Source organism: Candidatus Corynebacterium faecigallinarum (assembly GCF_052264515.1).
GTDB classification, from domain to species: domain Bacteria; phylum Actinomycetota; class Actinomycetes; order Mycobacteriales; family Mycobacteriaceae; genus Corynebacterium; species Corynebacterium faecigallinarum.
The window spans coordinates 105,612-127,142 of sequence record NZ_JBQQOC010000002.1 but is presented as its reverse complement, the minus strand read 5'-3'; the positions used below and the strand labels follow the sequence as shown (position 1 = coordinate 127,142).

Annotated in this window: 21 protein-coding genes; 11 read left to right on the top strand and 10 right to left on the bottom strand. The window is 68.2% G+C overall.

Annotated elements, in window-relative coordinates; translation table 11 throughout:
• Nucleotides 1-27: 27 nt before the first annotated feature.
• Nucleotides 28-864, top strand: a complete 837-nt coding sequence (otsB, locus tag ACTXPP_RS01785) for a trehalose-phosphatase (protein ID WP_301494420.1) — start codon at nt 28-30, stop codon at nt 862-864.
• Here the strand turns inward: otsB and ACTXPP_RS01780 are convergent.
• Complete coding sequence (locus tag ACTXPP_RS01780; protein WP_443340589.1) at nt 839-2,014, bottom strand: LacI family DNA-binding transcriptional regulator; 1,176 nt, start codon at nt 2,012-2,014, stop codon at nt 839-841. The two genes, otsB and ACTXPP_RS01780, sit on opposite strands and share 26 nt — an antisense overlap.
• Before the next feature lie 93 nt (nt 2,015-2,107).
• Here ACTXPP_RS01780 and ACTXPP_RS01775 point away from each other — a divergent pair, with 93 nt between their 5' ends.
• From ACTXPP_RS01775 to ACTXPP_RS01765, 3 genes are read left to right on the top strand one after another with little or no spacing between them, the layout of a single operon-like run.
• On the top strand, nt 2,108-3,106 hold the full coding sequence (locus tag ACTXPP_RS01775) for a metal ABC transporter solute-binding protein, Zn/Mn family (protein WP_443340588.1): 999 nt from the start codon (nt 2,108-2,110) through the stop codon (nt 3,104-3,106).
• Nucleotides 3,107-3,817, top strand: a complete 711-nt coding sequence (locus ACTXPP_RS01770) for a metal ABC transporter ATP-binding protein (protein ID WP_301494425.1) — start codon at nt 3,107-3,109, stop codon at nt 3,815-3,817.
• Nucleotides 3,817-4,722, top strand: coding sequence for a metal ABC transporter permease (locus ACTXPP_RS01765; protein WP_301494427.1), 906 nt, complete (start codon nt 3,817-3,819; stop codon nt 4,720-4,722). Before ACTXPP_RS01770 ends, ACTXPP_RS01765 begins: the two co-directional genes overlap by 1 nt.
• Here the strand turns inward: ACTXPP_RS01765 and ACTXPP_RS01760 are convergent.
• The 3 genes from ACTXPP_RS01760 to rlmB form a co-directional block, all read right to left on the bottom strand.
• Nucleotides 4,706-5,029, bottom strand: coding sequence for a hypothetical protein (locus ACTXPP_RS01760; protein ID WP_443340585.1), 324 nt, complete (start codon nt 5,027-5,029; stop codon nt 4,706-4,708). The genes ACTXPP_RS01765 and ACTXPP_RS01760 overlap by 17 nt on opposite strands.
• A gap of 217 nt (nt 5,030-5,246) precedes the next feature.
• A complete protein-coding gene (locus ACTXPP_RS01755) occupies nt 5,247-6,377 on the bottom strand; it encodes an NADH:flavin oxidoreductase/NADH oxidase (RefSeq protein ID WP_443340584.1) in 1,131 nt (376 codons plus the stop codon).
• A gap of 65 nt (nt 6,378-6,442) precedes the next feature.
• A complete protein-coding gene (gene rlmB, locus ACTXPP_RS01750) occupies nt 6,443-7,396 on the bottom strand; it encodes a 23S rRNA (guanosine(2251)-2'-O)-methyltransferase RlmB (protein ID WP_443340582.1) in 954 nt (317 codons plus the stop codon).
• Between the two features lie 76 nt (nt 7,397-7,472).
• On the opposite strand from rlmB, the gene ACTXPP_RS01745 reads away from it, so the two are divergent.
• Nucleotides 7,473-8,882 (top strand): MFS transporter, encoded by a 1,410-nt coding sequence (locus ACTXPP_RS01745; RefSeq protein WP_301494435.1) that lies wholly within the window; start codon nt 7,473-7,475, stop codon nt 8,880-8,882.
• Between the two features lie 165 nt (nt 8,883-9,047).
• Here ACTXPP_RS01745 and cysS read toward each other — a convergent pair whose 3' ends face one another.
• Nucleotides 9,048-10,469: a cysteine--tRNA ligase gene (gene cysS, locus ACTXPP_RS01740; protein WP_301494437.1), complete on the bottom strand. Its 1,422-nt coding sequence runs from the start codon at nt 10,467-10,469 to the stop codon at nt 9,048-9,050.
• Nucleotides 10,470-10,497: 28 nt separating this feature from the next.
• Here cysS and ACTXPP_RS01735 point away from each other — a divergent pair, with 28 nt between their 5' ends.
• Both ACTXPP_RS01735 and ACTXPP_RS01730 read left to right on the top strand, forming a co-directional pair.
• The gene (locus ACTXPP_RS01735; RefSeq protein ID WP_301494439.1) at nt 10,498-11,367 is read left to right on the top strand and encodes a fumarylacetoacetate hydrolase family protein; all 870 of its coding nucleotides are present in this window, start codon (nt 10,498-10,500) and stop codon (nt 11,365-11,367) included.
• 74 nt (nt 11,368-11,441) lie between these two features.
• Nucleotides 11,442-12,038 carry a neocarzinostatin apoprotein domain-containing protein gene (locus ACTXPP_RS01730; RefSeq protein WP_301494440.1) on the top strand — a complete coding sequence of 199 codons (597 nt, stop codon included), beginning with the start codon at nt 11,442-11,444 and terminating at the stop codon, nt 12,036-12,038.
• A gap of 45 nt (nt 12,039-12,083) precedes the next feature.
• Here the strand turns inward: ACTXPP_RS01730 and ACTXPP_RS01725 are convergent, their stop codons facing one another.
• The gene (locus ACTXPP_RS01725) at nt 12,084-12,959 is read right to left on the bottom strand and encodes an IspD/TarI family cytidylyltransferase (RefSeq protein ID WP_301494442.1); all 876 of its coding nucleotides are present in this window, start codon (nt 12,957-12,959) and stop codon (nt 12,084-12,086) included.
• A gap of 42 nt (nt 12,960-13,001) precedes the next feature.
• Nucleotides 13,002-13,592 (bottom strand): CarD family transcriptional regulator, encoded by a 591-nt coding sequence (locus ACTXPP_RS01720; protein WP_301494444.1) that lies wholly within the window; start codon nt 13,590-13,592, stop codon nt 13,002-13,004.
• Here ACTXPP_RS01720 and ACTXPP_RS01715 point away from each other — a divergent pair.
• The 3 genes from ACTXPP_RS01715 (at nt 13,591) to radA (ending at nt 15,867) form a co-directional block, all read left to right on the top strand.
• The gene (locus ACTXPP_RS01715) at nt 13,591-13,713 is read left to right on the top strand and encodes a hypothetical protein (protein ID WP_301520708.1); all 123 of its coding nucleotides are present in this window, start codon (nt 13,591-13,593) and stop codon (nt 13,711-13,713) included. The two genes, ACTXPP_RS01720 and ACTXPP_RS01715, sit on opposite strands and share 2 nt — an antisense overlap.
• A 78-nt stretch (nt 13,714-13,791) precedes the next feature.
• Complete coding sequence (locus tag ACTXPP_RS01710; protein WP_443340579.1) at nt 13,792-14,409, top strand: hypothetical protein; 618 nt, start codon at nt 13,792-13,794, stop codon at nt 14,407-14,409.
• Nucleotides 14,410-14,448: 39 nt separating this feature from the next.
• Nucleotides 14,449-15,867 (top strand): DNA repair protein RadA, encoded by a 1,419-nt coding sequence (gene radA / locus ACTXPP_RS01705; RefSeq protein ID WP_301520707.1) that lies wholly within the window; start codon nt 14,449-14,451, stop codon nt 15,865-15,867.
• Here the strand turns inward: radA and ACTXPP_RS01700 are convergent.
• Together ACTXPP_RS01700 and ACTXPP_RS01695 are read right to left on the bottom strand one after the other, a co-directional pair.
• Nucleotides 15,854-16,558 (bottom strand): hypothetical protein, encoded by a 705-nt coding sequence (locus ACTXPP_RS01700; protein WP_301498513.1) that lies wholly within the window; start codon nt 16,556-16,558, stop codon nt 15,854-15,856. The genes radA and ACTXPP_RS01700 overlap by 14 nt on opposite strands.
• A 79-nt stretch (nt 16,559-16,637) precedes the next feature.
• Nucleotides 16,638-17,285, bottom strand: coding sequence for a carbonic anhydrase (locus tag ACTXPP_RS01695; protein WP_443340577.1), 648 nt, complete (start codon nt 17,283-17,285; stop codon nt 16,638-16,640).
• 124 nt (nt 17,286-17,409) lie between these two features.
• Between ACTXPP_RS01695 and ACTXPP_RS01690 the strand changes: the two genes are divergently transcribed.
• Nucleotides 17,410-18,417 (top strand): iron-sulfur binding domain-containing protein, encoded by a 1,008-nt coding sequence (locus tag ACTXPP_RS01690; RefSeq protein WP_301498510.1) that lies wholly within the window; start codon nt 17,410-17,412, stop codon nt 18,415-18,417.
• A 137-nt stretch (nt 18,418-18,554) separates the two neighbouring features.
• Here the strand turns inward: ACTXPP_RS01690 and ACTXPP_RS01685 are convergent, their stop codons facing one another.
• Complete coding sequence (locus tag ACTXPP_RS01685) at nt 18,555-21,221, bottom strand: ATP-dependent Clp protease ATP-binding subunit (RefSeq protein WP_301494647.1); 2,667 nt, start codon at nt 21,219-21,221, stop codon at nt 18,555-18,557.
• Nucleotides 21,222-21,531: the final 310 nt, after the last annotated feature.

Here is a 21,531-nt window from a genome sequence, read left to right as displayed (position 1 = left end):
CGCGGCGCTCCGACTACCCTGGTCACCATGAGCGACAAGCGCAGCGTCAGCACCGTCACCCCCGCAGACGTCGAGTACCTCGCCCGGGTCCCGGAACTGTTGGTCGCCCTGGACTTCGACGGCACCCTGGCCGAGTTCTCCACCGAGCCGATGGACGTCCGGATGGTCCCGGGCGCCCGGGAGAGCATCGACCGGCTCGCCGGATACCCCGGCACCACCGTCATGCTGCTGTCCGGACGCAACCTCGGCATGCTGCAGCCCGTCGCCGACATCTCCGCGGTGGTCGACCCGGGCCCGGACGACATCCGACTGGTGGGCAGTCACGGTGCTGAACCCGCCGAGCCTTCCCTCGGGACGTCCGACGAACTGTCACAGGCACAGCGGACGCTCCTGGGCGTCCTCGGTGAGCTCGCCGAATCCTTCGCCCTGCGTGACCCTGGCCTGTCGGTGGAGTACAAGCCGTTCGCGGTGGGGCTGCACATCCGGGGCGCGGCGGACCGCCGGACCGCGGAGCAGGTCTACACGGATTTCGCCGCTGCCGCCGGCGAACTCGACGGGGCCACGGTCACCGAAGGTAAGGACATTGTGGAGGTCGCGGTGTCGGCGGCGACGAAGGGCGGCTACCTACGCACCTACGTTGAACACCACCGTCCGGACGCTGTCCTGTTCATCGGCGACGACGTCACCGACGAGACCGCACAGGCCGTCCTGAACCAGGGCGGGGACGCCTCCCACCACCCGGCGCGTCCTGATGTCGGGGTGCGGGTCGGCGACGGCGAGACGCTCGCCCAGAGGCACCTGGCCGATCCGACGGCGGTGGCGGCGTTCCTCGCCGAGCTCAGCGCGGCGCGGGGCCGACGGTAGCACCCGGCAGGTAGCGGGTCGGCAGGATGATCCGCGGCTCCGGCTCGGCCCACTGCATCGTCGCCGCACCGCGGGCCTCGCTGCGGCGAGTGGTCTCGGAATTGCGTCCGATCAGGGCGGCGAGGACGTTTCCGCTGGTGAATCCCTTTTCCCGGTTGGGCTGCTCCACGGTGGACAGGCCACGGGCGCGGGCGCGCGGGATACCGTCGAAGCCCACCACCGACAGGTCCCCGGGGACGTCCAGTCCGTTGATCTCGGCGTAGTCGAGCACTCCCAGCGCCTGACTGTCGGTCGTGCAGACCACGGCGGTGAGCCCGGGGTTGTTCTCCAGCAGTTCGGCGGCGGCTTCCCGCGCGGTCTCGGGGTTGTTGAGGTGTCGTTCCACCACAGGCACGTCCGGATGGTCGATGCCCGCGTCCGCCAGCACGTCCAGAATGCCGGTGACGCGGCCCTTCTGCACGTGCATCTGCGCATTCCGCAGGCGTTCAGCGCTCACAGGACCATTGTTCGGCGTGCGGTCCAGACGGATACACAGCACACCGATGCGGCGGTGGCCGGCATCGACGAGCGCCTGGGCGGCCGGACGGATGGCCTCGGCATCATCGATGCCGACGAAGTTGAGCCCCTGGTCGTCCGCCGGCTGGTCGCAGACCACGGTGGGGATCTGCCGGGCCCGTACCGAGGCGAGGAAGGGGTCGTCGGCGGCGACGGAGTATACGATGAACCCGTCGACGACCGCCTGGTTGACCAGGGCGGCGGGGCGGTCCTCCTCGCTGGTCTCCGCACCGGCGGGGATCAGCAGCATTGAGGTGTCCATGCCCACGCAGGCTTCTGAGACCCCGGACATGAACTCCAGGGAGGCCTGGTCCTCGAAGGCGTAGGTCATGTCGTCGGTGAGCAGGACGCCGATCGCCCCGGCGCGGCGGGTGCGCAGCGAGCGGGCCATGGGGTCCGGCCCGGCGTAGCCCATGCGCTCGGCGGTGCGCATGATCTTCTCACGCAGTTCCACGGAGAGCTGCTCGGGACGGTTGTAGGCGTTGGAGACGGTGGTCCGGGACACCCCCAGCTCTGCGGCGATGGACGCCAGCGTGCCGCGGCGGGCCGGCCGGCCGGTGGCGTTCTGTCGACGGGGGGAGCTGGATCGGTTCACAGCGACCATGGTAGCCGGTGGCGGGGAGCCCACCGCCGCCCGGGCGACAACTGCAATTGACTACCGTTACCAACAAAGGTTAAATTGGGTCGCATGAATCGTCACTCCCGTAGCCTCGCGGCACTCGCCGGCGCTGGTGCCCTCACCCTCAGCCTCTCCTCCTGCGCCGGAGGCTCCGACGACTCCGCCGCCGACAACGGGGACATCCGCATCGTCGCATCCACCTCCACCTGGGGCGACCTCGCCCAACAGGTCGTCGACGATGCCGAGGACGCCGCCGACACCGAGCTGGGAATCACGGTGGACACCATCCTGTCCGGCACCGACGACGACCCGCATGTCTACGAGGCAACCGCCCGTGACATCTCCACGATCCGTGACGCCGATGTGGTGGTGGGCAACGGGGCCGGCTACGACAACTGGCTCACCGACAACGCCAACGACGACGCCGAGGTCATCACCGCCGCACCCCTGGCCGAGGGGCACAACCACGGTGACGGCGACGAGCATGATCACGATCACGGGGATGACGACCACGACCATGGGGATGACGACCATGCCGACCACGACCACGGCAGCAGCATCCTCGCCAGCGAGTCCAACCCCCACGTCTGGCTGGACATGGGTGTCATCACCGGGTTCGCCGACTCCCTCGCCGCCCACCTGAACAGCCTCGACGACACCGTCCCGGCCGAGGCCACCGGCGTCACCGAGATGGCCGACGGCTTCACCGAACGGATCCAGGCCCTGCCGCACGCCCACGTCATCCTCACCGAATCCGTCGCCGGACTGCTGCTCGACGGATCCGAGGTCCACGACATCACCCCCGAGGGCTTCGCCCGGACCGTCCTCAACGAGGGTGAGCCGTCCGTCGCCGACCTCTCGGCCACCCGCGACCTCATCACCGACGGGGAGGTGGACACCCTGATCAGCAACCTCCAGTCCCAGTCCCAGTCCAGCGACCGCCTCTCCGACGCCGCCGAGGACGCCGACGTGCCGGTGGTCAACATCAACGAGACCCCCGGGGCCGACCAGGACTACGAGGACTACGTCGACACCGTGATCAGCGACCTTGAGGAAGCACTCGGCTAGATGAGCGTCCTCACCAGCACCGGCGCCGCCGTCGACCCGCTGTGGCGCGACCTCGACCTGTCCATCGCCCCCGGCGAGTTCCTCACCGTGCTCGGCCCCAACGGGGTGGGCAAGTCCACCCTGCTCAACGTCATCCTGGGCACCCGCCGGCTCTCCGCCGGGCAGGTGGAGGTCGGCGGCAACGGCCGGGTGGGGTTCATCCCCCAGCAGCGCATGTTCGACCCCGACCTTCCCATCCGGGTACGTGACCTCGTCGGCCTCGCCATCGGCCACGGCACCGTCAGGAACCGCCGTCCCTCACGCGCCACCGTCGACGCCGCCCTCGCCGAGGTCGGGGCGTCCGGCCTGGCGTCCCGACGCGTCGGCACCCTGTCCGGCGGCCAGCAACAGCGCGTGCGGCAGGCCCAGGCCCTGGCCAATGACCCGGACCTGCTGCTGTGCGATGAGCCGCTGCTCAGCCTGGACTACGCCTCCCAGCAGCGCACCGTCGAGCTGCTCGACCGGCGACGCCGCGAGCACGACACCGCGGTCATCTTCGTCACCCACGGCATCAACCCGGTGCTCGGTGTCACCGACCGGGTGCTCTACCTGGGCCCCGACGGGCACGTCACCGGCACCGTGGACGAGGTGATGACCGGGCCGGTGCTGTCCCGGCTCTACGGCACGGACGTCACCGTCGCCGAGGTCAACGGTCGGCTGGTGGTGGTCTGATGAACAGCTCAGTGACCTGGGACCTGCTCCAGGTCGACTTCGTCCAGCACGCCGTGTGGGCCTCGCTGTTGCTCGGCGTGGTCTCCGGGGCACTCGCTCCGCTGATCGTGATGCGGAAGATGAGCTTCGCCGCTCACGCCACCGGCGAACTGGCCCTGATGGGTGCCGCCGCCGCCCTGTTGCTCGGGGTGGGTGTGACCACCGGCGCGATCGTCGGGGCGATCCTCGCCGCCGTGGTCCTCGCCCTGCTGGGGTTGAAAGAGCAGGACGCCACGGTCGGCGTGGTCCTCGCCTTCGGCATGGGCCTGTCCGTGTTGTTCATCTACCTCTACCCGGGGCGCACCTCGGAGGCGTACGCACTGCTCACCGGCCAGATCGTCGGAGTGTCGGGAGCCTCGCTCGGAGTACTGGCGGTACTGGCGGTACTGGTTGTCGCGGTGGTGGCGTGGCTGTGGCGTCCGCTGCTGTTCGCCACCGTCGACCCGGTGATGGCCGCGGCCTCCGGGGTGCCGGTGAAACTGCTGGCCGCGGTGTTTGCCGTGCTCATCGGCGTGGTGGCGTCCCAGGGTGTGCAGATCGTCGGCGCCCTGCTGCTGCTCGCCCTGCTTATCACCCCGGGGGCTGCAGCGGTGCGGGTGACCTCGAACCCGTTGGTGGCGGTGGCCCTGTCGGCCTGCTTCGCGGTGGTCGCCGCCGTCGGCGGGCTGATCCTGTCACTGGAGCCCGGGCTGCCGGTGAGCCCCTTCGTGACCTCGATCAGCTTCGCGATCTACCTGGTGTGCCGGGTCATCGGCTGGGTCCGCGACCGCCGCGTCCAGCGCGACCGGCAGGACGGGCACGCTGGGCCGCCTGACCCCGCCGGGCACGATGACTGCCACGCGGAGTCACTCACGTACAGACTGTGAGCTGGTCGCGCAGGGCCTCCGGGACACCGTCGGTGATCAGCCGGTCCCAGGAGTAGCAGGGGTAGCCGGTGGGTTCGCTGCGTCCGTCGGCGACGTACTCGACCCACGTCTCCCCGGTCCAGCAGAAGTTGCGGACGTGGTCGGTGGCAGCTTGCCCGGCGCGCATCCACGCCCCGTCGCAGTACATCATCACATCGAGCATCTCCAGCCCCGTCGACTCGTGGAGGGTGCCAAGGGTGCAGGGCTGCGGCGCGGGATCAGGGTTCGGGTTCGGGTTCAGATCAGGGTTGGATGCTGTCTCGGTCACCGTGACGGTGCTCGTACCGGACGCGTCCGAAGCCTGGGCCTCGTCATCCCCTCCCGAGCACCCGGACACCCCCCACTCCGAGCACGACCGTCGCGGCGACCGCAGCGAACCTTCGGGTCGGGAAACTGGTGAACATGACAGCCTCCTCGGGCCGGTGGACAAGTCACTCTTATCCACTCCATCGACCGGCCTGCCCCGAACGTCACGTCCGGCGCTGTCAGAACCGGGCGCGGAAGAACTGCGGGGCATGCGGGATCTCCTCGCGCGGCACCCGCAGCTCCGCGGCGGCCCGCGCCGCCCAGTGCGGGTTCACCAGCGCCGCACGACCGATCGACACCGCGTGGGCCTGCCCGGTCGCCAACACCGTCTCCGCCTGCGCCGCATCCTCGATGAGCCCCACGGCGGAGACCACCGCAGCGTCCTCTCCGAGCCCTGCCTCGGCGAGGGTGTCCGTCACCTCGACCGCCAACGGCACCTGGTAACCGGGGCCCACCGGGATGGTCGAACCTTCGGTGAGACCACCGGAGGAGACGTCGATCCAGCTGATCTGGCTGTCGGCCACCAGGTCCCGCAGTACGGACGCCACCTCGCCGACCTGCAGCCCGTCATCGACCCAGTCGGTGCCGGAGACCCGGATGCCCAACGGCTTCGAGTCCGGCCACACCTCTCGCACTGCGGCGACGACCTCGCGCAACAGCCGCGAACGCCCGGCGAAGTCCCCGCCGTAGCCGTCGGTGCGGGTGTTTGTCAGCGGGGAGAGGAACTGGTGGATCAGGTACCCGTGGGCGGCGTGGATCTGCACCACGTCGTACCCGGCGCCGTCCGCCCGGCGCGCCGCGTCCACGAAGGACGCCACGACCTCCGCGATCCCCTCCTCCGTCAATCCGACCGCAGGGTCGAGGTTCGGCATCACCGGGCCGTCGACGGCGCTGACGGTCTGCCAGCCACCCTCGGCGACCGGCACCGTCGCATCGGAGAACCCCGGCAGCATCGGCCAGGTGGACGCCTTTCCACCGGCGTGAGCCAGTTGCACTCCCGCCGTCCGGCCCTGACCGTGGATGAGCTCGACGAGCCGGGCATGGGCGGTCACCTGTCCGTCCTCCCACAGGCCGAGATCCTGCGGGGAAATCCGTCCGCGGGCCTCCACACCGGTGGCCTCGGCCACCACGACACCGAACCCGCCGGCGGCCAGGGCGCCGAGGTGGGACAGGTGCCAGTCGGTGGGCACACCGTCGGTGGCATCCACGGCGTACTGGCACATGGGGGCGACGAAAGCACGGTTGCCCACCTCCAGACCGTTCTGGTCCGGGGTGGGCAAGATGACCGGGGTGAAGAGATTGTGACTCATACCGGGGTCCAACGCACCGGCTACGGCGACGATTCCCCGGGGGCTGAACCCCAGGGGTGTGCGTCCTACCCGCGCACCCGACGCTGGCGGGCGAACTCGCTGAGCACCACACCCGCGGCGACCGAGGCGTTCAGCGACTCGACGGTCGAGGTCATCGGGATCGAGAGAATGTCGTCGCAGGTCTCCCCCACCAGGCGCGACAATCCCTTGCCCTCGGAACCGACGACGACCACCACAGGGGTGGTGCCGTCGTAGGTGTCCAGGGTGTGCTGGCCACCGGCGTCCAGGCCCACGACCTGGTAACCGGCCTGCTGCAGCTGCTTCAGCGAGCGCACCAGGTTCGTGGCCCGGGCGACGGGCAGCCGGGCGGCGGTGCCGGCGGAGGTCCGCCACGCGACTGCGGTCACCGAGGCTGAGCGACGCTCCGGGATGATCACGCCGTGTCCACCGAAGGCGGCGACCGAGCGGATGACCGCACCGAGGTTACGTGGGTCGGTGATGTTGTCGAGAGCGACGATCATCCCGGGGCGTCCGGAACTCTGCGCACCATCGATCAGGTCCTCGACCTGGGAGTACTTGTACGGCGGCACCTGCAGGCCGATGCCCTGGTGCATGCCGTTGCCGGTCATCCGGTCCAGCTCGTCGCGGCTGACCTCGAGCACCGCGATGCCGCGCTCGGCGCAGGTGTGCACGGCCTCGGACAGCCGGTCGTCGTTGCCGGTGCCGACGGCGACATAGAGCGCGGTCGCCGGGGCGTTGGCGTGGAGGCACTCGATGACCGGGTTACGGCCGACGACCAGCTCCGGCTGCTCGGCGCGGTCACGCGGGTCGTGGCGTCCGGAGTCCCGGCGCTCCTGCTGCTTCTTCGCCTTGTGCTTCGCGTGGTAGACGCGGTCCTCGGCCTTCGGGGTCGGCCCCTTGCCTTCGAGCCCTCGTCGCCGTGTTCCCCCGGAGCCCTTCGAGGACCCCTTACGCTCGGTCTTGCGTACTGCGCCGCGGCGCTTGTCGTTTCCTGCCATGGGCACCACCCTACCCCCTCCCCCCTCGATTCCCCCTGTTCACAACCGTGGCCCTGCGCTGTACAGTTCTGTTCCCATGACACCTCAGTCCCGTACGGCCACCTCTCCCCAGCTGACCCGCACCGAGCGCCTCGACCGCCTGCCGGTCACCAAGCGTCATACGAAGCTGCTCGGCGGATCCGGCATCGGCTGGGCGTTGGACGCGATGGACGTCGGTCTGATCGGCTTCATCATGGCCGCGCTGACCACCCATTGGGGACTGACCCACACCGAGACCTCCTGGTTGGCCTCCGCCGGCTTCGTGGGCATGGCACTGGGAGCGACCTTCGGTGGCCTGCTGGCCGACCGGTTCGGACGCCGCAATATCTTCGCCGTCACGTTGTTGGTCTACGGTCTGGCCACCGGTGCCTCCGCCCTGGCCGGCGGGCTCGCGGTCCTCATCGCCCTGCGCTTCGTGGTGGGCCTCGGCCTCGGCGCTGAGCTGCCGGTCGCCTCCACGCTGATCTCCGAGTACGCCCCTCGCAAGGTCCGCGGACGCATGGTGGTCATCCTCGAGGCGTTCTGGGCGGTGGGCTGGCTGGCCGCCGCCGTCATCGGTGCTTTCGTGGTGCCGGTCGGCGAGAACGGCTGGCGGTGGGCGCTGGCACTCGGCATGGTGCCGGCGTTCTACGCCCTGTACGTGCGGATGAAACTGCCGGAGTCGGTGCGTTTCCTGGAGTCGAAGGGCCGCCACGAGGAGGCCGAGGAGATCGTCGCCGAGTTCGAGGCGTCCGAACCGACCCGCCTGAAGTTCCAGGCCGAGAACGCGGACGGGGCCTCCGACTCGTCCCAGGTGCTGGACGAGAAGCAGCTGGACGCTGCGATTCTCGCGGGTTCCGACGGAGCGTCCGCCCCGGTGACCAGCATCTGGGCCGCGCCGCTCCGACGCCGGACGGCGGCACTGTGGACCATCTGGTTCTGCATCAACCTGAGCTACTACGGGGCGTTCACCTGGATCCCGTCGATCCTGGTGGACCAGGGCTTCTCCCTGGTGAAGTCCTTCACCTTCACGCTGATCATCACTCTGGCGCAGCTGCCGGGGTATGCGGTGGCGGCGTTCCTCATCGAACGGTGGGGACGTCGCGCCACGCTGGCGGCGTTCCTGGCCGGTTCCGCCGTCGCGGCAGGACTGTACGGGCCGGCCGGTCAGGAGTGGCAGATCATCGCCGCCGGCTGCCTGCTGTCCTTCTTCAACCTGGGCGCCTGGGGTGCGCTGTACGCGATCGGGCCGGAGCTCTACCCCACCACCATGCGCGCCCGCGGCACCGGTGCGGCAACCGGCTTCGGGCGCCTGGCGTCGATCATCGCGCCGCTGATCGTGCCGCCGCTGCTGGTCTTCGGTGGTCTGCCGATCCTGTTCACCCTCTTCGGCATCGCGTTCGCGATCGCCGCGCTGGCTGCGCTGGCGCTGCCGGAGCTGAAGGGCACCCGCCTGCTGGAGAAGTAGCGGGGCGGCCGTCCTGTCTCTCCTCCCCGCCCCCTCCCGCCTACCGCCCCGGTGTCAGAAAGGTGGGACGAAATGCTGTGATCCACCCCTAAGCCACAGCGATTGGTCCCACCTTTCTGACAGGCAGTCGATCACGCGTACCAGGTGGGCGCATATCCCAGGGCACTACCCCAGCGACCAGGTCGCCCCGGCTGCGGAGTCAACCACCGAGATGCCGGCGGCCTTGAGCCGGTCGCGCACCGCATCGGCTGTGGCGTAGTCCTTCGAGGCCTTGGCCTCGGCACGCTGCTCGAGCTCGGCGGTGACCAGGACGTCCAATGCGGCAAGCGCATCGTCCGACCCCTCCGCTGCACCGATACCCTGACCTCGACCACGCGAATCGGCACCCGCCCAGGTCTCCGACAACGGATCCACGCCCAGCACGCCCATCATCGCGCGCACCTCACCGGCGAGGCGGACGACCTCATCGCGGTTCCCGGCGTCCAGCGCCTTGTTGCCGTCGCGCACGGCTTCGTGGATGACCGCCAGCGCCTGTGGCACGGCGAGATCGTTGTCCAGGCACTCCTCGAAGGCCGGCAGCCACTCGGTCACCGGCACCTCCCCGGCCAGTTCCACGGCACGTCCCAGGAACTTCTCGATGCGTCGGAACCCGGCCGCGGCCTCCTGCAGCGCATCCTCGGAGTACTCCAGCATCGAGCGGTAGTGCGCCGAGCCCAGGTAGTAGCGCAGCTCGATGGGCCGCACCAGGGTCAGGACATTGGGCACGGAGAGCACATTGCCCAGCGACTTCGACATCTTCTCACCCGACATCGTCACCCAGCCGTTGTGCAGCCACAGGGTGGCGAAGTCGTCCCCGGCGGCGTGCGCCTGTGCGGCCTCGTTCTCGTGGTGCGGGAACTGCAGGTCCATACCCCCGGCGTGGATGTCGAAGGCCTCGCCGAGGTACTTCCGGGACATTGCCGAGCACTCGATGTGCCAGCCGGGGCGTCCGTAGCCCCACGGGGTGTCCCAGCCGGGCTCGCCGGGCTTGGCGGCCTTCCACATCGCGAAGTCGCGCGGATCCTCCTTGCCTGGGGCGGCATCCTCACCCTGGTCCAGCTCGTCCAACTTCTGGTGCGACAGGAAACCGTACTGCGGGACTTTCGCGGTACGGCAGTACACCGACCCGTCCTCGGTGGCGTAGGCCAACCCGTTGTCGATGATGCGCTGGATGTAGGCGATCATCTCCGGGATGTGTCCGGTCGCGCGCGGCTCGATCGACGGCGGGGTCACGCCCAGCAGGTCGTAGGCGCGGGTGAACGCACGCTCGTGGGTGGCAGCCCATTCCCACCAGGGGCGGCCGTGCTCGGCGGACTTGGTCAGGATCTTGTCGTCGATGTCTGTAACATTGCGCACGAACGCCACGTCCAGGCCCTTGGCCTCGAGCCAGTTTCGCAGGACGTCGAACGCCACACCCGAGCGCACGTGTCCGATGTGCGGGATCGACTGCACGGTCGCGCCACACAGGTACACGCTCGCATGTCCCTCGCGCAGGGGGACGAAGTCGTGGAGTTCACGGGTCGCGGTGTCGAAGAATCGCAGAGTCACAACAAACAGTCTAGCTGGGAGATGAAAGATGAAACTGGCGACGGTACCGATCAGCGGAGCCAAGTGCACCGTACTGGTGGAGGACGTGGACTACCAGGCGCACACCATGTCAGGACGCGTGGCCGACCGCCGCAGCATCGGCGATCTGCTGCGGGGCAACGCCACCGGCCTGCGGCCTGCGGTGGAGTCGGGGCTGCGTCGCGACGGTGACCCGATCACGGTCTCGCTGGACGAACTGTCGCCGGTGGTGCGGCGTCCGGAGAAGATCTTCTGCGTCGGCCTGAACTACCGCGAGCACATCGTGGAGATGGGCCACCCGGTCCCCGACCACCCCACCTTGTTCGTGAAGTACCCGTCCGCGGTGACCTCGCCGTACGCCGAGGTGACCGTGCCTCCCGCCCTGTCGGCGAAGGCCGACTACGAGGGCGAGCTGGCGGTGGTCATCGGCACCCGGGTCGCTGGCGGACGCGACGACGTCTCCGCCGAGGAGGCGCGTGCGGCGATCGCCGGCTATGCGGTGATGAACGACTTCTCCCAGCGGGACTGGCAGTACCGGACGCAGCAGTGGTTGCAGGGCAAGAACCTCGATGCCTCATCCGGGTTCGGCCCGTGGCTGACCCTGGCCGACGAGTACGATCCGGTGGAGGCCGGGGCAGTGTTGCGGACCTGGGTCAATGGCGAGCTGCGCCAGGAGCACAGCACCGCCGACCTGGTGTTCCCCCCGGTGGAGCTGGTGCGCTACATCGCCAACTTCGCCTCCCTGGAGCCTGGCGATGTGATCGTCACGGGCACTCCGGAGGGTGTGGGGGCAGGCTCGGACCGCTTCCTCGCCGACGGTGACGTGGTGCGTATCGAGGTCGACGGGCTGGGGGCGGTGGAGTCCACGATTCGGATGTGAGTACCTGATGTTTTGGTAGGCTCTGCTCAGTACATACAGGAGACAACAGTTCTGAGAGACCACGGAGTTGACCTATGAGCATTCGCCTGACCCGCACCACCGGCACCGCGCGTCCGGTGCGTCGTGCCGCCGCCCTGGCTGCCGCTGCAGTTCTCACCCTCGGTGTCGCCGCCTGCGGCGATGACGATGATTCGGATGACGATGCTGCCGACGACACCGCCGTCGAGCAGCCCGCCGACGACGACGCAGACGAGGCCGATGACACCGACGACGGGGACGACGACGGAGATGACGTAGGCGATGTCGACGGCATGTCCGCGGACAAGACCGACGACCTGGCTGACGGTGACACCATCACCGTGACCCTCACCGACCTGGATACAGATCAGGGCTACTACCTGGGCATCTGCGCTGCCGAGGGTGCCGCAGGCGGCCCGCCCACCTGTACCGGTGGCCGCGAGGACTCCGCCTGGATCGCCGCCGAGGGTGAGGAGCGGGCCACCGACCACTTCGATGCCGAGGGCAATGCCGAGGTGGAGCTGGATGTCAAGGCCACCAGCGAGGACGGCAGCCTGGACTGCACCACGGACTCCTGCGTGGTGAAGCTCTTCGGTGACCACCAGTCCGGTTTCGGTGACGTCGCCGAGCTGCCGGTCTCCTTCGCAAACTAGTCGGACGCGAGTCCGACCCACCCCACCGCGCTCACCGTGGTGGGGCTACTTGTTTTCACCGGTGGCCAGGAGTTCCGCCTGCACCACGTCTGCCGGCCCGGAGATCGTGAAGGCCAGGTCGGAGCCGGGAACGACCACCACGGTCTCGCCGGCCATCTCCATCAACGAGGAGTCGTCGACCACCTCGATCGGGGAGTGTGCAGAGGGCGGCTCGCCGGTCGGATGTGCTGAATCGAGTTCCTCCCGCGCCTGCTGCATCCGGTTCGCCGCGAGCAGTCGGTCGAAGGCGAAGACCTGCGGGGTCTGCGCGGCACGTAGCCCACCGCGCGCCCCATCGGGAGGCACACCACTGACCGGGGCGGACCGGATGACCTCGGCCCCGTCAGCGGCACCACCGCAGGCCACCTCGACCGTCTTGACCACCTCGGTCACCTCGGTCACCTCGGCCGTGTCCGGCACCGGCACCACCGGCACCACCCCGGTCCAGGCGTTGTTCGCCACCCCCTCACAGGCGGTGCGGACCAGTCCGGCGATCGCCGCCGGCGGGGTCAGGCACCGGGCCGCGTCGTGCACTGCGACGAGAACCCGGGACTCCTGATCCCCCACGTCACGTTCGATGGACTCGAGCGCAGCGAGCACCGAGTCAGCACGTTCTACGCCACCGACGACCACGGACACCGTCATCGGCGCCCACTGGACAGCCTGCGATGCCAGGAGTTCCTCGGCCTCGACCTGCATCTCAGCCGACACCGAGACCACGGTCCGGTCCACCTCGTGCGATGCGGCCAGCCCGTCCAGGCATCGTTCCAGAATGGTCCGTCCGGCGATCCCCACGAACGCCGTCGGCGTATCCTCCCCCAGTTGCCGTCCGTCGTCGATGGCGGCGACCACCGCGTACACGGTCACGACGCCTGCCGACACTACGTCAGATGTCCTAACGCGTCCCCGTCTGCCTTACCTGCGCTACTCGTCGTCTTCGCCGAGTTCGTCGTCCAGGTCGATCGACCGGGGGGCATCCTCGTCGGTGACACCGGCGGCACGCTTGGCAGCGGCCTCCTCACGGTGCCGGACGATGGTCTCCTCCATCCGCTGCACCGTCGCATCAGCCTTCTCGTCGTCGACGCCATCCGCCAGGGCGAGCTCGCCGACAAGCACCAGCCGCGCCTTGGCCAGCATGCGCTTCTCACCGGCGGACAAGCCACGGTCCTGGTCGCGACGCCACAGGTCACGAACCACCTCGGCGACCCGGTTCACGTCGCCGGACGCCAGTCGTTCCTGGTTCGCCTTGTAGCGGCGGGACCAGTTGCCGGCCTCCTCGACATCGGTTTCGCGCAGCATCGAGAATACCTTCTGCAGGCCCTCCTCGCCGACCACGTCTCGCACGCCGACGGTCTCCGCGTTCGCGGCGGGCACCCGCACCAGCAGGTCACCCTGGTTGACGCGCAGCACCAGGTATTCCACCGGTTCCCCCTTGAATACCCGCTGCTCGATCCCTTCGATCACTGCGGCACCGTGGTGGGGGTAAACGACGACATCCCCGATATTGAACTCCATGGCGACCCAGGATACCACCACCGCCACCACCACCGCCCGCGGCATCACCCGGCGTTCCGCACCGCTGGTGCCGGTCGCCCCAATCGGGTGGACCGGCGAGACCTGTCTCGCCGGTGAATAGGTGTCGGACCCCCGCACAGGATAGTGTGGACAGCGACGATTAATCAGCAGTTGGAGAAGAACGTTGGAGGACAACACTGTGAAGACCCGGAAGTCCGCCACCCGGCGAGCGCTTGCCGTCACCGCCGGTTGCGCGGCACTGGCACTGACTGCCTGCTCCGCAGGTCAGATCTCCCAGACCGCCAACCAGACCGCCGCGGTCAACGGCACCAACGGTGACCTGGGGGATGCCGCCGTGCGTGACGTCACCCTGATCGCCCAGGAAGACAACTCCGTGGCACTGAAGTTCAACGCCTCCAACACCGGCATCCAGGGCAACGAGATCACCCTGGAGAGCATCGACGTGCAGGACGCCGAGATCGACTTCGACACCCCCACCACGCTGCGCCCCAACTGCAGCCTGGTCGCCGATGCCGAGGCCGCCCTGGAAGAGATGAACCCGGAGGCTGTCGACAAGGGCTGCACCGAGTACCTCGCGACCGTCGTCGACGGCGAGGACTTCTACGCCGGTTCCTCCCGCGTGGTGACCTTCGAGTTCTCCGGTGAGGACTTCACCGGCGAGAACACCATCGAGATCAACGCCCCGATCGCCACCTGGTACCCCGAGTCCGGCAAGACCTTCCGCCACCAGGATGGTGTGACCCGTCAGGGCACCGACGCCATCGACGGCGACGCCGAGGGCACCCCGATCCACTAAGAATTTTCGTGTCCGGGCCGACCACTAAGGTTGTCGACCATGGCGACGAAATCTAAGAACCGCAGTGCGTTCCGCTGCTCCTCCTGTGGTCACCAGGTGACCAAGTGGGTGGGGCGGTGCCCCTCCTGCCAGGAATGGGGCTCGATGGAGGCTGTGACCCTGTCTGCGGCAGGGCCCGCGTCCGGGGGCGGCACAGGGGCGGGACGCACCGTCAACACCGGCGGGCTGACACCCACCTCACCGGCGCGTGCGGTCACCGACATCGACCCGACGACGGCCGACCACCGGCCCAGCGGCATCGGCGAACTCGACCGGGTGCTCGGCGGCGGCATCGTACCGGGCAGTGCCGTGTTGCTCGCCGGTGAGCCGGGGGCAGGTAAATCCACCCTGCTGCTGGAGGTCGCCAACCGGTGGGCTGCCCAGGGCCGCAGCGTCCTCTACCTCACCGCCGAAGAGTCCGTCGGCCAGGTACGCCACCGGGCCGAACGCACCGGGGCGCTCTCCCCCACCCTCTTCCTGGCGTCCGAGCATGACCTGGAGACCGCCCTGGGGCAGATCGACGCCGTCCAGCCGGAGCTGGTCATCGTCGACTCACTGCAGACCCTCAACGCCTCCGGGGTGGAGGGCGTGGCCGGCGGAGTGGCGCAGACCCGCGCGGTGGCTGCCACTCTCACGACCCTGGCGAAGTCCACCGGTCTGCCGGTGTTCCTCGTCGGACATGTCACCAAGGACGGCGCGGTGGCCGGCCCCCGCACCGTGGAGCATCTGGTGGACGTGGTGCTGAACTTCGAGGGCGACCGGCACAGCGCCCTGCGCTTCCTGCGCGGCCAGAAGAACCGCTTCGGGGCCACCGACGAGGTGGGGTGCTTCGAGCAGACCTCCGAGGGGATCCGGGAGGTCGCTGATCCGTCCGGACTGTTCCTGCACCACCGGGACGATCCGGTCGCCGGTACCGCGGTGACCGTCCTGATGGACGGGCGTCGTGCGATGCTCGGTGAGATCCAGACCCTGGCGATGGGAACCGACATGCACAATCCCCGTCGGGTGGTCACCGGTATCGACGCCAGCCGCGTAGCAGTCGTCCTGGCTGTCCTGGCCAGCCGGGTCAAGATCGACCTGATGAAACACGAGGTCTACGCCGCCACCGTCGGGGGAATGAAGATCTCCGAACCGGGTGCCGACCTGGCACTGGCACTGGCGCTGGCCTCCACCGCCGCAGAAAAGCCACTGCCCACCGGGCTGGTGGCCGTCGGCGAGGTCGGACTCGGCGGTGAGGTGCGCCGGGTGCCGGACCTGCGCCTGCGACTGTCGGAGGCCGCCCGGCTCGGATTCACCTCCGCCGTGGTCCCGGAGGCCACCCGTGGGGCCGACCGGGTCACCCCACCGAAGGGCCTGCGGCTGATCCCGGTGAGCACCGTCGCCGAAGCCGCGGCGGCGCTCGGACTCAAGCGAGGTTGAACGTCTGCGGCTCGGAGGTGTTGTCGCCGATGTGCCCGTAGACCATGTAGGCACCCGGGCCGACCGGCTCACGGTCGTCGCAGGAGTCCGGCGACGACGTGGTCCGGGACCAACCCGTCATCTCGTAGGTCCGGGAGTCCCCGGCCTCCAGCTCCAGCCGGGACGAGGAGGTCGGATTGTTGCAGTCCGTGTCGCCCCACACCCGGTCGTAGCTGGAGCCGAGGGTGAAGACCTCGAACTTCAGCTCCTCCTCCGACAGATCGATCTCGCATTCCGCCCCGGTGGGGTTCTCGACGGTGAGGAAGAAGTTGGGCTGCTGGCCCTCCCGGAAGGTGTTCTCACCCGGGCGGACGCTCAGCTCGAGATCGTCGATACCACAGGTGGACTGATTCGCCAGTGCGTCGGCATCGTCATCCTCGTCGCCGCGTGCATCGGTCTCCTCAGGCTCCTCCGACTCTGAGGGATCCGGCGTCTCCGACTCCGACGGTGCCGCCGAGGCATCCGACGACGGCTCCAGCGGAACGGAGGTGGTGGTCTCCGCAGTCGTCTCGGTGTCATCTCCCCCGCCGACCAGCGAACTCACCACCCACCACAGCACGGCAACGACCACGACGACCACCAGCACCGCGGTAATACGGCGACGACGGTAGATCTCCGGTGGAAGCTGTCGGGAACTGTTGCTCTGGCTCACAACTGCCAGTCTAACCAGCAGTTACGCCACGACAGTGGCATGACACCCGGAAATCCGGCAGCACTGAAGCACTGAAGCACTACTCCCCGGGGTCCGCCTTCTCCACACCGTCAGCGTCGACCCCGTAGGTGACAACGGGTTCGGCCAGTCCGTCCGACAAGCGGTACCGCATTCCGACCACACCGCACTCCCCGTCGCGCAGCTTCTCCACGATGCCCGGGGAGCGGTCCACGATGTGGTTGGCGATCTCGACCACGTGGTGCTTCTCGAAGTCCTCGCTGGTGTCCGCGCCCAACGCCCGGGCCGCCAACAACGACGGGGTCACCTTCTCCACCAGCACCCGCTGGAACCCCGGCGGCATCCTGCCGGTGGTCAGTGCATTCTGGGCGGCCCCCACCGCACCGCAGCTCTCGTGGCCCAGCACGACCACCAGTGGAACACCCAGGGACACCACAGCGAACTCCAGCGACGCCAGTACCGACAGGTCGGTGATCTCTCCAGCGGTACGGATGACGAAGAGGTCGCCGATACCCTGGTCGAAGATGATCTCGACCGGTACCCGCGAGTCGGAACAGGCCAGCACCACAGCGTGGGGCTTCTGGCCGGAGGTCATCAGCTGGCGCCGAACACGGTCCTGGTGGGGATGGTCGGAGTCTTCCGACATGAAACGAGCATTGCCCTCGACGAGTGCCTCAAGTGCCTGCTGCGGTGTGAAATGGTGGCTCATGCGCTCCATTCTTCCACCTAACTACCCTGGCAGTCCACGGCCGGGGTCTCCAGCACAGTCTCCCGCACAGTCCCCGGCACACGTTTTTGATGTCGTCAGGCGGTACGGCACAGTGGACCATGACATGACCACGACGACGTCCTCCACCGCTGCCGCCGACCCCCGCCCCCTGGGCGAGGTGCTGAACGGCTGGTACCACGACCACGCCCGTGCCCTGCCCTGGCGGGAACCTGACACCGGTGCGTGGGCGATCCTGCTCAGCGAGATCATGTCGCAGCAGACCCCGGTGGCCCGCGTCATTCCCCTGTGGGAGCAGTGGCTCCAGACATGGCCCACCCCGGCCGACCTGGCCGACGCCCCCACCGACGAGATCCTCCGTGCGTGGGCGAACCTGGGTTATCCGCGCCGTGCACTACGTTTGCGCGAGTGTGCACGGGCCATTGTCGAACGACACGACGGGACGGTCCCCTCCACCGTCGCTGAACTACTGGCCCTGCCCGGCATCGGTGACTACACCGCCCGCGCGGTCGCCGCATTCGCTTTCGGACGCGCCGTCCCGGTCGTGGACACCAATGTTCGCCGGGTACACCGCCGACTGGCACGCGGACAGTATCTTCAGGGCCCGGCGGCGGCCGCGGATCTCGTGGATGTGGCCGACCTGATGCCGTGGGTGGACGAGGACCCCGCCCTGGTGCGCCGCGGTTACCGCAATCCGAGGCATGCCCAGGACACCCGGTCCGTCGCGGTCGGGATGTGCTCCTCGCTGATGGAACTGGGTGCCACGGTGTGCACCGCCCGGTCGCCGAAATGCTCCGAGTGTCCGGTGGTCACCCGGTGCCGTTGGGTGGCCTTGGGACGCCCGGAGCCCAGTGCCGCGGAGTCGGCGGCGGCGAAGAAGCGGGTGCAGAAGTTCGAGGGAACCGACCGGCAGGTGCGCGGCCGCATCATGGCGATCCTGCGTGGCGGCGAGGGAGACACGACCGTCACGGTGACTGCGCCGGACTTCATCGCCACCAGTGAGGATGCGGCCCAGCGAATCCGTGCCCTGGAGTCCCTGGTGACCGACGGCCTGGTGGAGAAGATCGACGGCTCAGCTGAATCAACCGAGTCGTCCTACCGCCTGCCCCGCTGAGCGCCCCACCACAACGTCAGAAAGGTGGGATCATCTGCTGGTTTTCTTCGTGAAAACCAGCAGATGATCCCACCTTTCTGACATGGGGCCATGGGGCGGCCGTGCCCCGGAACCACGCCCCGGGGACCTACCGGAAACTACTCCCGGGACTCGCCGGCGGCGTCCGCCACGGCGTCCTGCGTCTCCGGCAGGGTGTCCTCGTCGGTGGCGGCGTCGACCACGGCGTCCTGCGCCTCATCGGCGGTCGGACCCTCGTCATCGGCGGCGATCTCCGGCAGCGGCTTCGGCTTGGAACCGAAGACGAACTTCGCGCCCTCGCCCTTGCCTTCGCCGTCCCAGTTCTCGACGTCGACGGTGACGATCTCGCCGGCACCGATCTCGCCGAACAGGATCTTCTCGGACAGGTGGTCCTCGATCTCCCGCTGGATCGTACGACGCAGCGGACGGGCACCGAGCACCGGGTCGAAACCACGGACGGCCAGCAGGTGCTTGGCGTTCTCCGACAGCTCCAGGTCCATGTCCTTCTCCAGCAGCGCGGTGCGCACCCGACCGGTGAGCAGGTCGACCATCTGGACGATCTGGTCGCGGGTCAGCTGGTGGAAGACCACGATGTCGTCGATACGGTTGAGGAACTCGGGCCGGAAGTGCTTCTTCAGCTCATCGTCGACCTTGGCCTTCATCCGCCCGTACTGGCCCTCCTCGTCGGTGGCACCGGTTCCGGTGAAGCCCATGCCCACAGCCTTGGAGATGTCCCTGGTACCGAGGTTCGAGGTGAAGATCAGCACCGTGTTCTTGAAGTCCACGACACGTCCCTGGCCGTCGGTCAGTCGACCGTCCTCCAGGACCTGCAGCAGGGTGTTGTAGATCTCGTTGTGCGCCTTCTCGATCTCGTCGAAGAGCACCACGGAGAACGGCTTGCGGCGGACCTTCTCGGTCAGCTGGCCGCCCTCGTCGTAGCCGACGTATCCGGGAGGTGCACCGAACAGGCGGGACGCGGTGAACTTGTCGTGGAACTCGCCCATGTCGATCTGGATGAGCGAGTCATCGTCGCCGAAGAGGAACTCGGCCAGCGCCTTCGACAGCTCGGTCTTACCGACGCCGGACGGTCCGGCGAAGATGAACGAACCGCTCGGACGCTTCGGGTCCTTCAGACCGGCACGGGTACGACGGATCGCCCGGGAGACGGCCTTGACTGCGTCATCCTGGCCGATGATCCGCTTGTGCACCTCATCCTCCATGTGCAGCAGGCGGGAGGACTCCTCCTCGGTGAGTCGGACGACCGGGATTCCAGTCCAGGAGCCGAGCACCTCGGCGATCTGCTCCTCACCGACCTCGGCGACATCGTCGAGTTCACCGGCGCGCCACTGCTTCTCCTTCTCGGCACGCTCCTCGGTGAGCTTGCGCTCGTCGTCACGCAGGGACGCGGCCTTCTCGAAGTCCTGGTTGTCGATCGCGGCTTCCTTGGTGCGACGCACCTCGGCGATCTTGTCGTCGACGTCCTGGATGGCCTTCGGGGCGGTCATCCGCTTGATGCGCATGCGGGCGCCGGCCTCGTCGATGAGGTCGACGGCCTTGTCCGGCAGGAAACGGTCGTTGATGTACCGGTCCGCCAGGCGGGCAGCCGCTGCCAGGGCACCGTCGGTGATGGACACGCGGTGGTGCGCCTCATAGCGGTCACGCAGACCCTTGAGGATCTCGATGGTCAGTTCGGCGGAGGGCTCGGGCACCTGCACCGGCTGGAAACGACGCTCCAGGGCGGCGTCCTTCTCGATGTGCTTGCGGTACTCGTCCAGGGTGGTGGCACCGATGGTCTGCAGCTCGCCGCGGGCCAGCTTCGGCTTCAGGATGCTGGCGGCGTCGATCGCGCCTTCGGCGGCACCCGCACCGACCAGGGTGTGGATCTCGTCGATGAACAGGATGATGTCACCGCGCTGGTTGATCTCCTTGAGCACCTTCTTCAGGCGCTCCTCGAAGTCACCGCGGTAGCGGGAACCGGCGACCAGGGACCCCAGGTCCAGCGAGTAGAGCTGCTTGTCCTTCAGGGTCTCCGGGACCTTACCGTTGACGATGTCCAGGGCCAGGCCCTCGACGACGGCGGTCTTACCGACACCGGGCTCACCGATGAGCACCGGGTTGTTCTTGGTACGACGCGAGAGCACCTGCATGATGCGCTCGATCTCCTTCTCACGGCCGACCACCGGGTCGAGCTTGCCGTCCTTGGCGGCCTGGGTCAGGTTGCGGCCGAACTGGTCCAGGACCAGGGAGTTCGACTTCTGACCCGGCTTGTTGCCGCCGGGGCCCGGCTCGCTGTTCTGGCCGACACCGGCAGTGGCCGGCTCGTCCGGCGCAGCCTCGGGCTCGGAACCTTCGTAGCCGGACAGCAGCTGGATGACCTGCTGTCGCACACTCGACAGGTCCGCACCCAGCTTGACCAGCACCTGTGCGGCCACCCCCTCACCCTCGCGGATGAGGCCGAGCAGGATGTGCTCGGTGCCGATGTACTTGTGCCCCAGCTGCAGGGCCTCACGCAGGGCCAGCTCGAGGACCTTCTTGGCGCGCGGGGTGAAGGGGATGTAGCCGCTCGGCGGGTGCCCACCGGTGCCGATGATGTCCTCGACCTCGGTGCGCACCGCTTCCAGGGAAATCCCCATGGACTCCAGCGCCTTGGCGGCTACTCCCTCACCTTCGTGGATCAGCCCGAGCAGGATGTGCTCGGTGCCGATGTAGTTGTGATTGAGCGCGCGGGCTTCCTCCTGCGCCAGCACGACGACGCGTCGTGCACGGTCAGTGAACCTCTCGAACATTAGCTCTCCCTCACTTCAAGGTCCGGGTTGTGGAGACCACCTTAGTGATTCGGCGACCCCACGTTTACTCACTGGGCACAACGCGACGGCCCTCGAACTTGTTCCCGGGGACCCCACCCGCCGAAACACTATATAAACTGCAGGTGAGAGTACCTTTACATCGTCGCTCGGCACGCTGTACGCCGTCAGCGAACAGGGCCAATGAACGTGTCTGAACACCGGCCCGATGCCGCCACCTGGGCGTCGTGCACCCCATATGCGCGGGACCCTGCCACCAAATAATGTGATTCACTAAACACACGCATTTTTA

Bases quoted from the DNA above. Each gene is read 5' to 3' on its own strand.
- ACTXPP_RS01735 (WP_301494439.1), top strand. From the start codon at position 10,498: ATGAAACTGGCGACGGTACCGATCAGCGGAGCCAAGTGCACCGTACTG.
- ACTXPP_RS01690 (WP_301498510.1), top strand. From the start codon at position 17,410: ATGACCACGACGACGTCCTCCACCGCTGCCGCCGACCCCCGCCCCCTG.
- rlmB (WP_443340582.1), bottom strand. From the start codon at position 7,396: ATGGCAGGAAACGACAAGCGCCGCGGCGCAGTACGCAAGACCGAGCGT.
- ACTXPP_RS01775 (WP_443340588.1), top strand. From the start codon at position 2,108: ATGAATCGTCACTCCCGTAGCCTCGCGGCACTCGCCGGCGCTGGTGCC.
- ACTXPP_RS01715 (WP_301520708.1), top strand. From the start codon at position 13,591: ATGGCGACCCAGGATACCACCACCGCCACCACCACCGCCCGCGGCATC.
- otsB (WP_301494420.1), top strand. From the start codon at position 28: ATGAGCGACAAGCGCAGCGTCAGCACCGTCACCCCCGCAGACGTCGAG.
- ACTXPP_RS01685 (WP_301494647.1), bottom strand. From the start codon at position 21,221: ATGTTCGAGAGGTTCACTGACCGTGCACGACGCGTCGTCGTGCTGGCG.
- ACTXPP_RS01765 (WP_301494427.1), top strand. From the start codon at position 3,817: ATGAACAGCTCAGTGACCTGGGACCTGCTCCAGGTCGACTTCGTCCAG.
- ACTXPP_RS01695 (WP_443340577.1), bottom strand. From the start codon at position 17,285: ATGAGCCACCATTTCACACCGCAGCAGGCACTTGAGGCACTCGTCGAG.
- ACTXPP_RS01770 (WP_301494425.1), top strand. From the start codon at position 3,107: ATGAGCGTCCTCACCAGCACCGGCGCCGCCGTCGACCCGCTGTGGCGC.
- ACTXPP_RS01720 (WP_301494444.1), bottom strand. From the start codon at position 13,592: ATGGAGTTCAATATCGGGGATGTCGTCGTTTACCCCCACCACGGTGCC.
- radA (WP_301520707.1), top strand. From the start codon at position 14,449: ATGGCGACGAAATCTAAGAACCGCAGTGCGTTCCGCTGCTCCTCCTGT.
- ACTXPP_RS01730 (WP_301494440.1), top strand. From the start codon at position 11,442: ATGAGCATTCGCCTGACCCGCACCACCGGCACCGCGCGTCCGGTGCGT.
- ACTXPP_RS01745 (WP_301494435.1), top strand. From the start codon at position 7,473: ATGACACCTCAGTCCCGTACGGCCACCTCTCCCCAGCTGACCCGCACC.
- ACTXPP_RS01755 (WP_443340584.1), bottom strand. From the start codon at position 6,377: ATGAGTCACAATCTCTTCACCCCGGTCATCTTGCCCACCCCGGACCAG.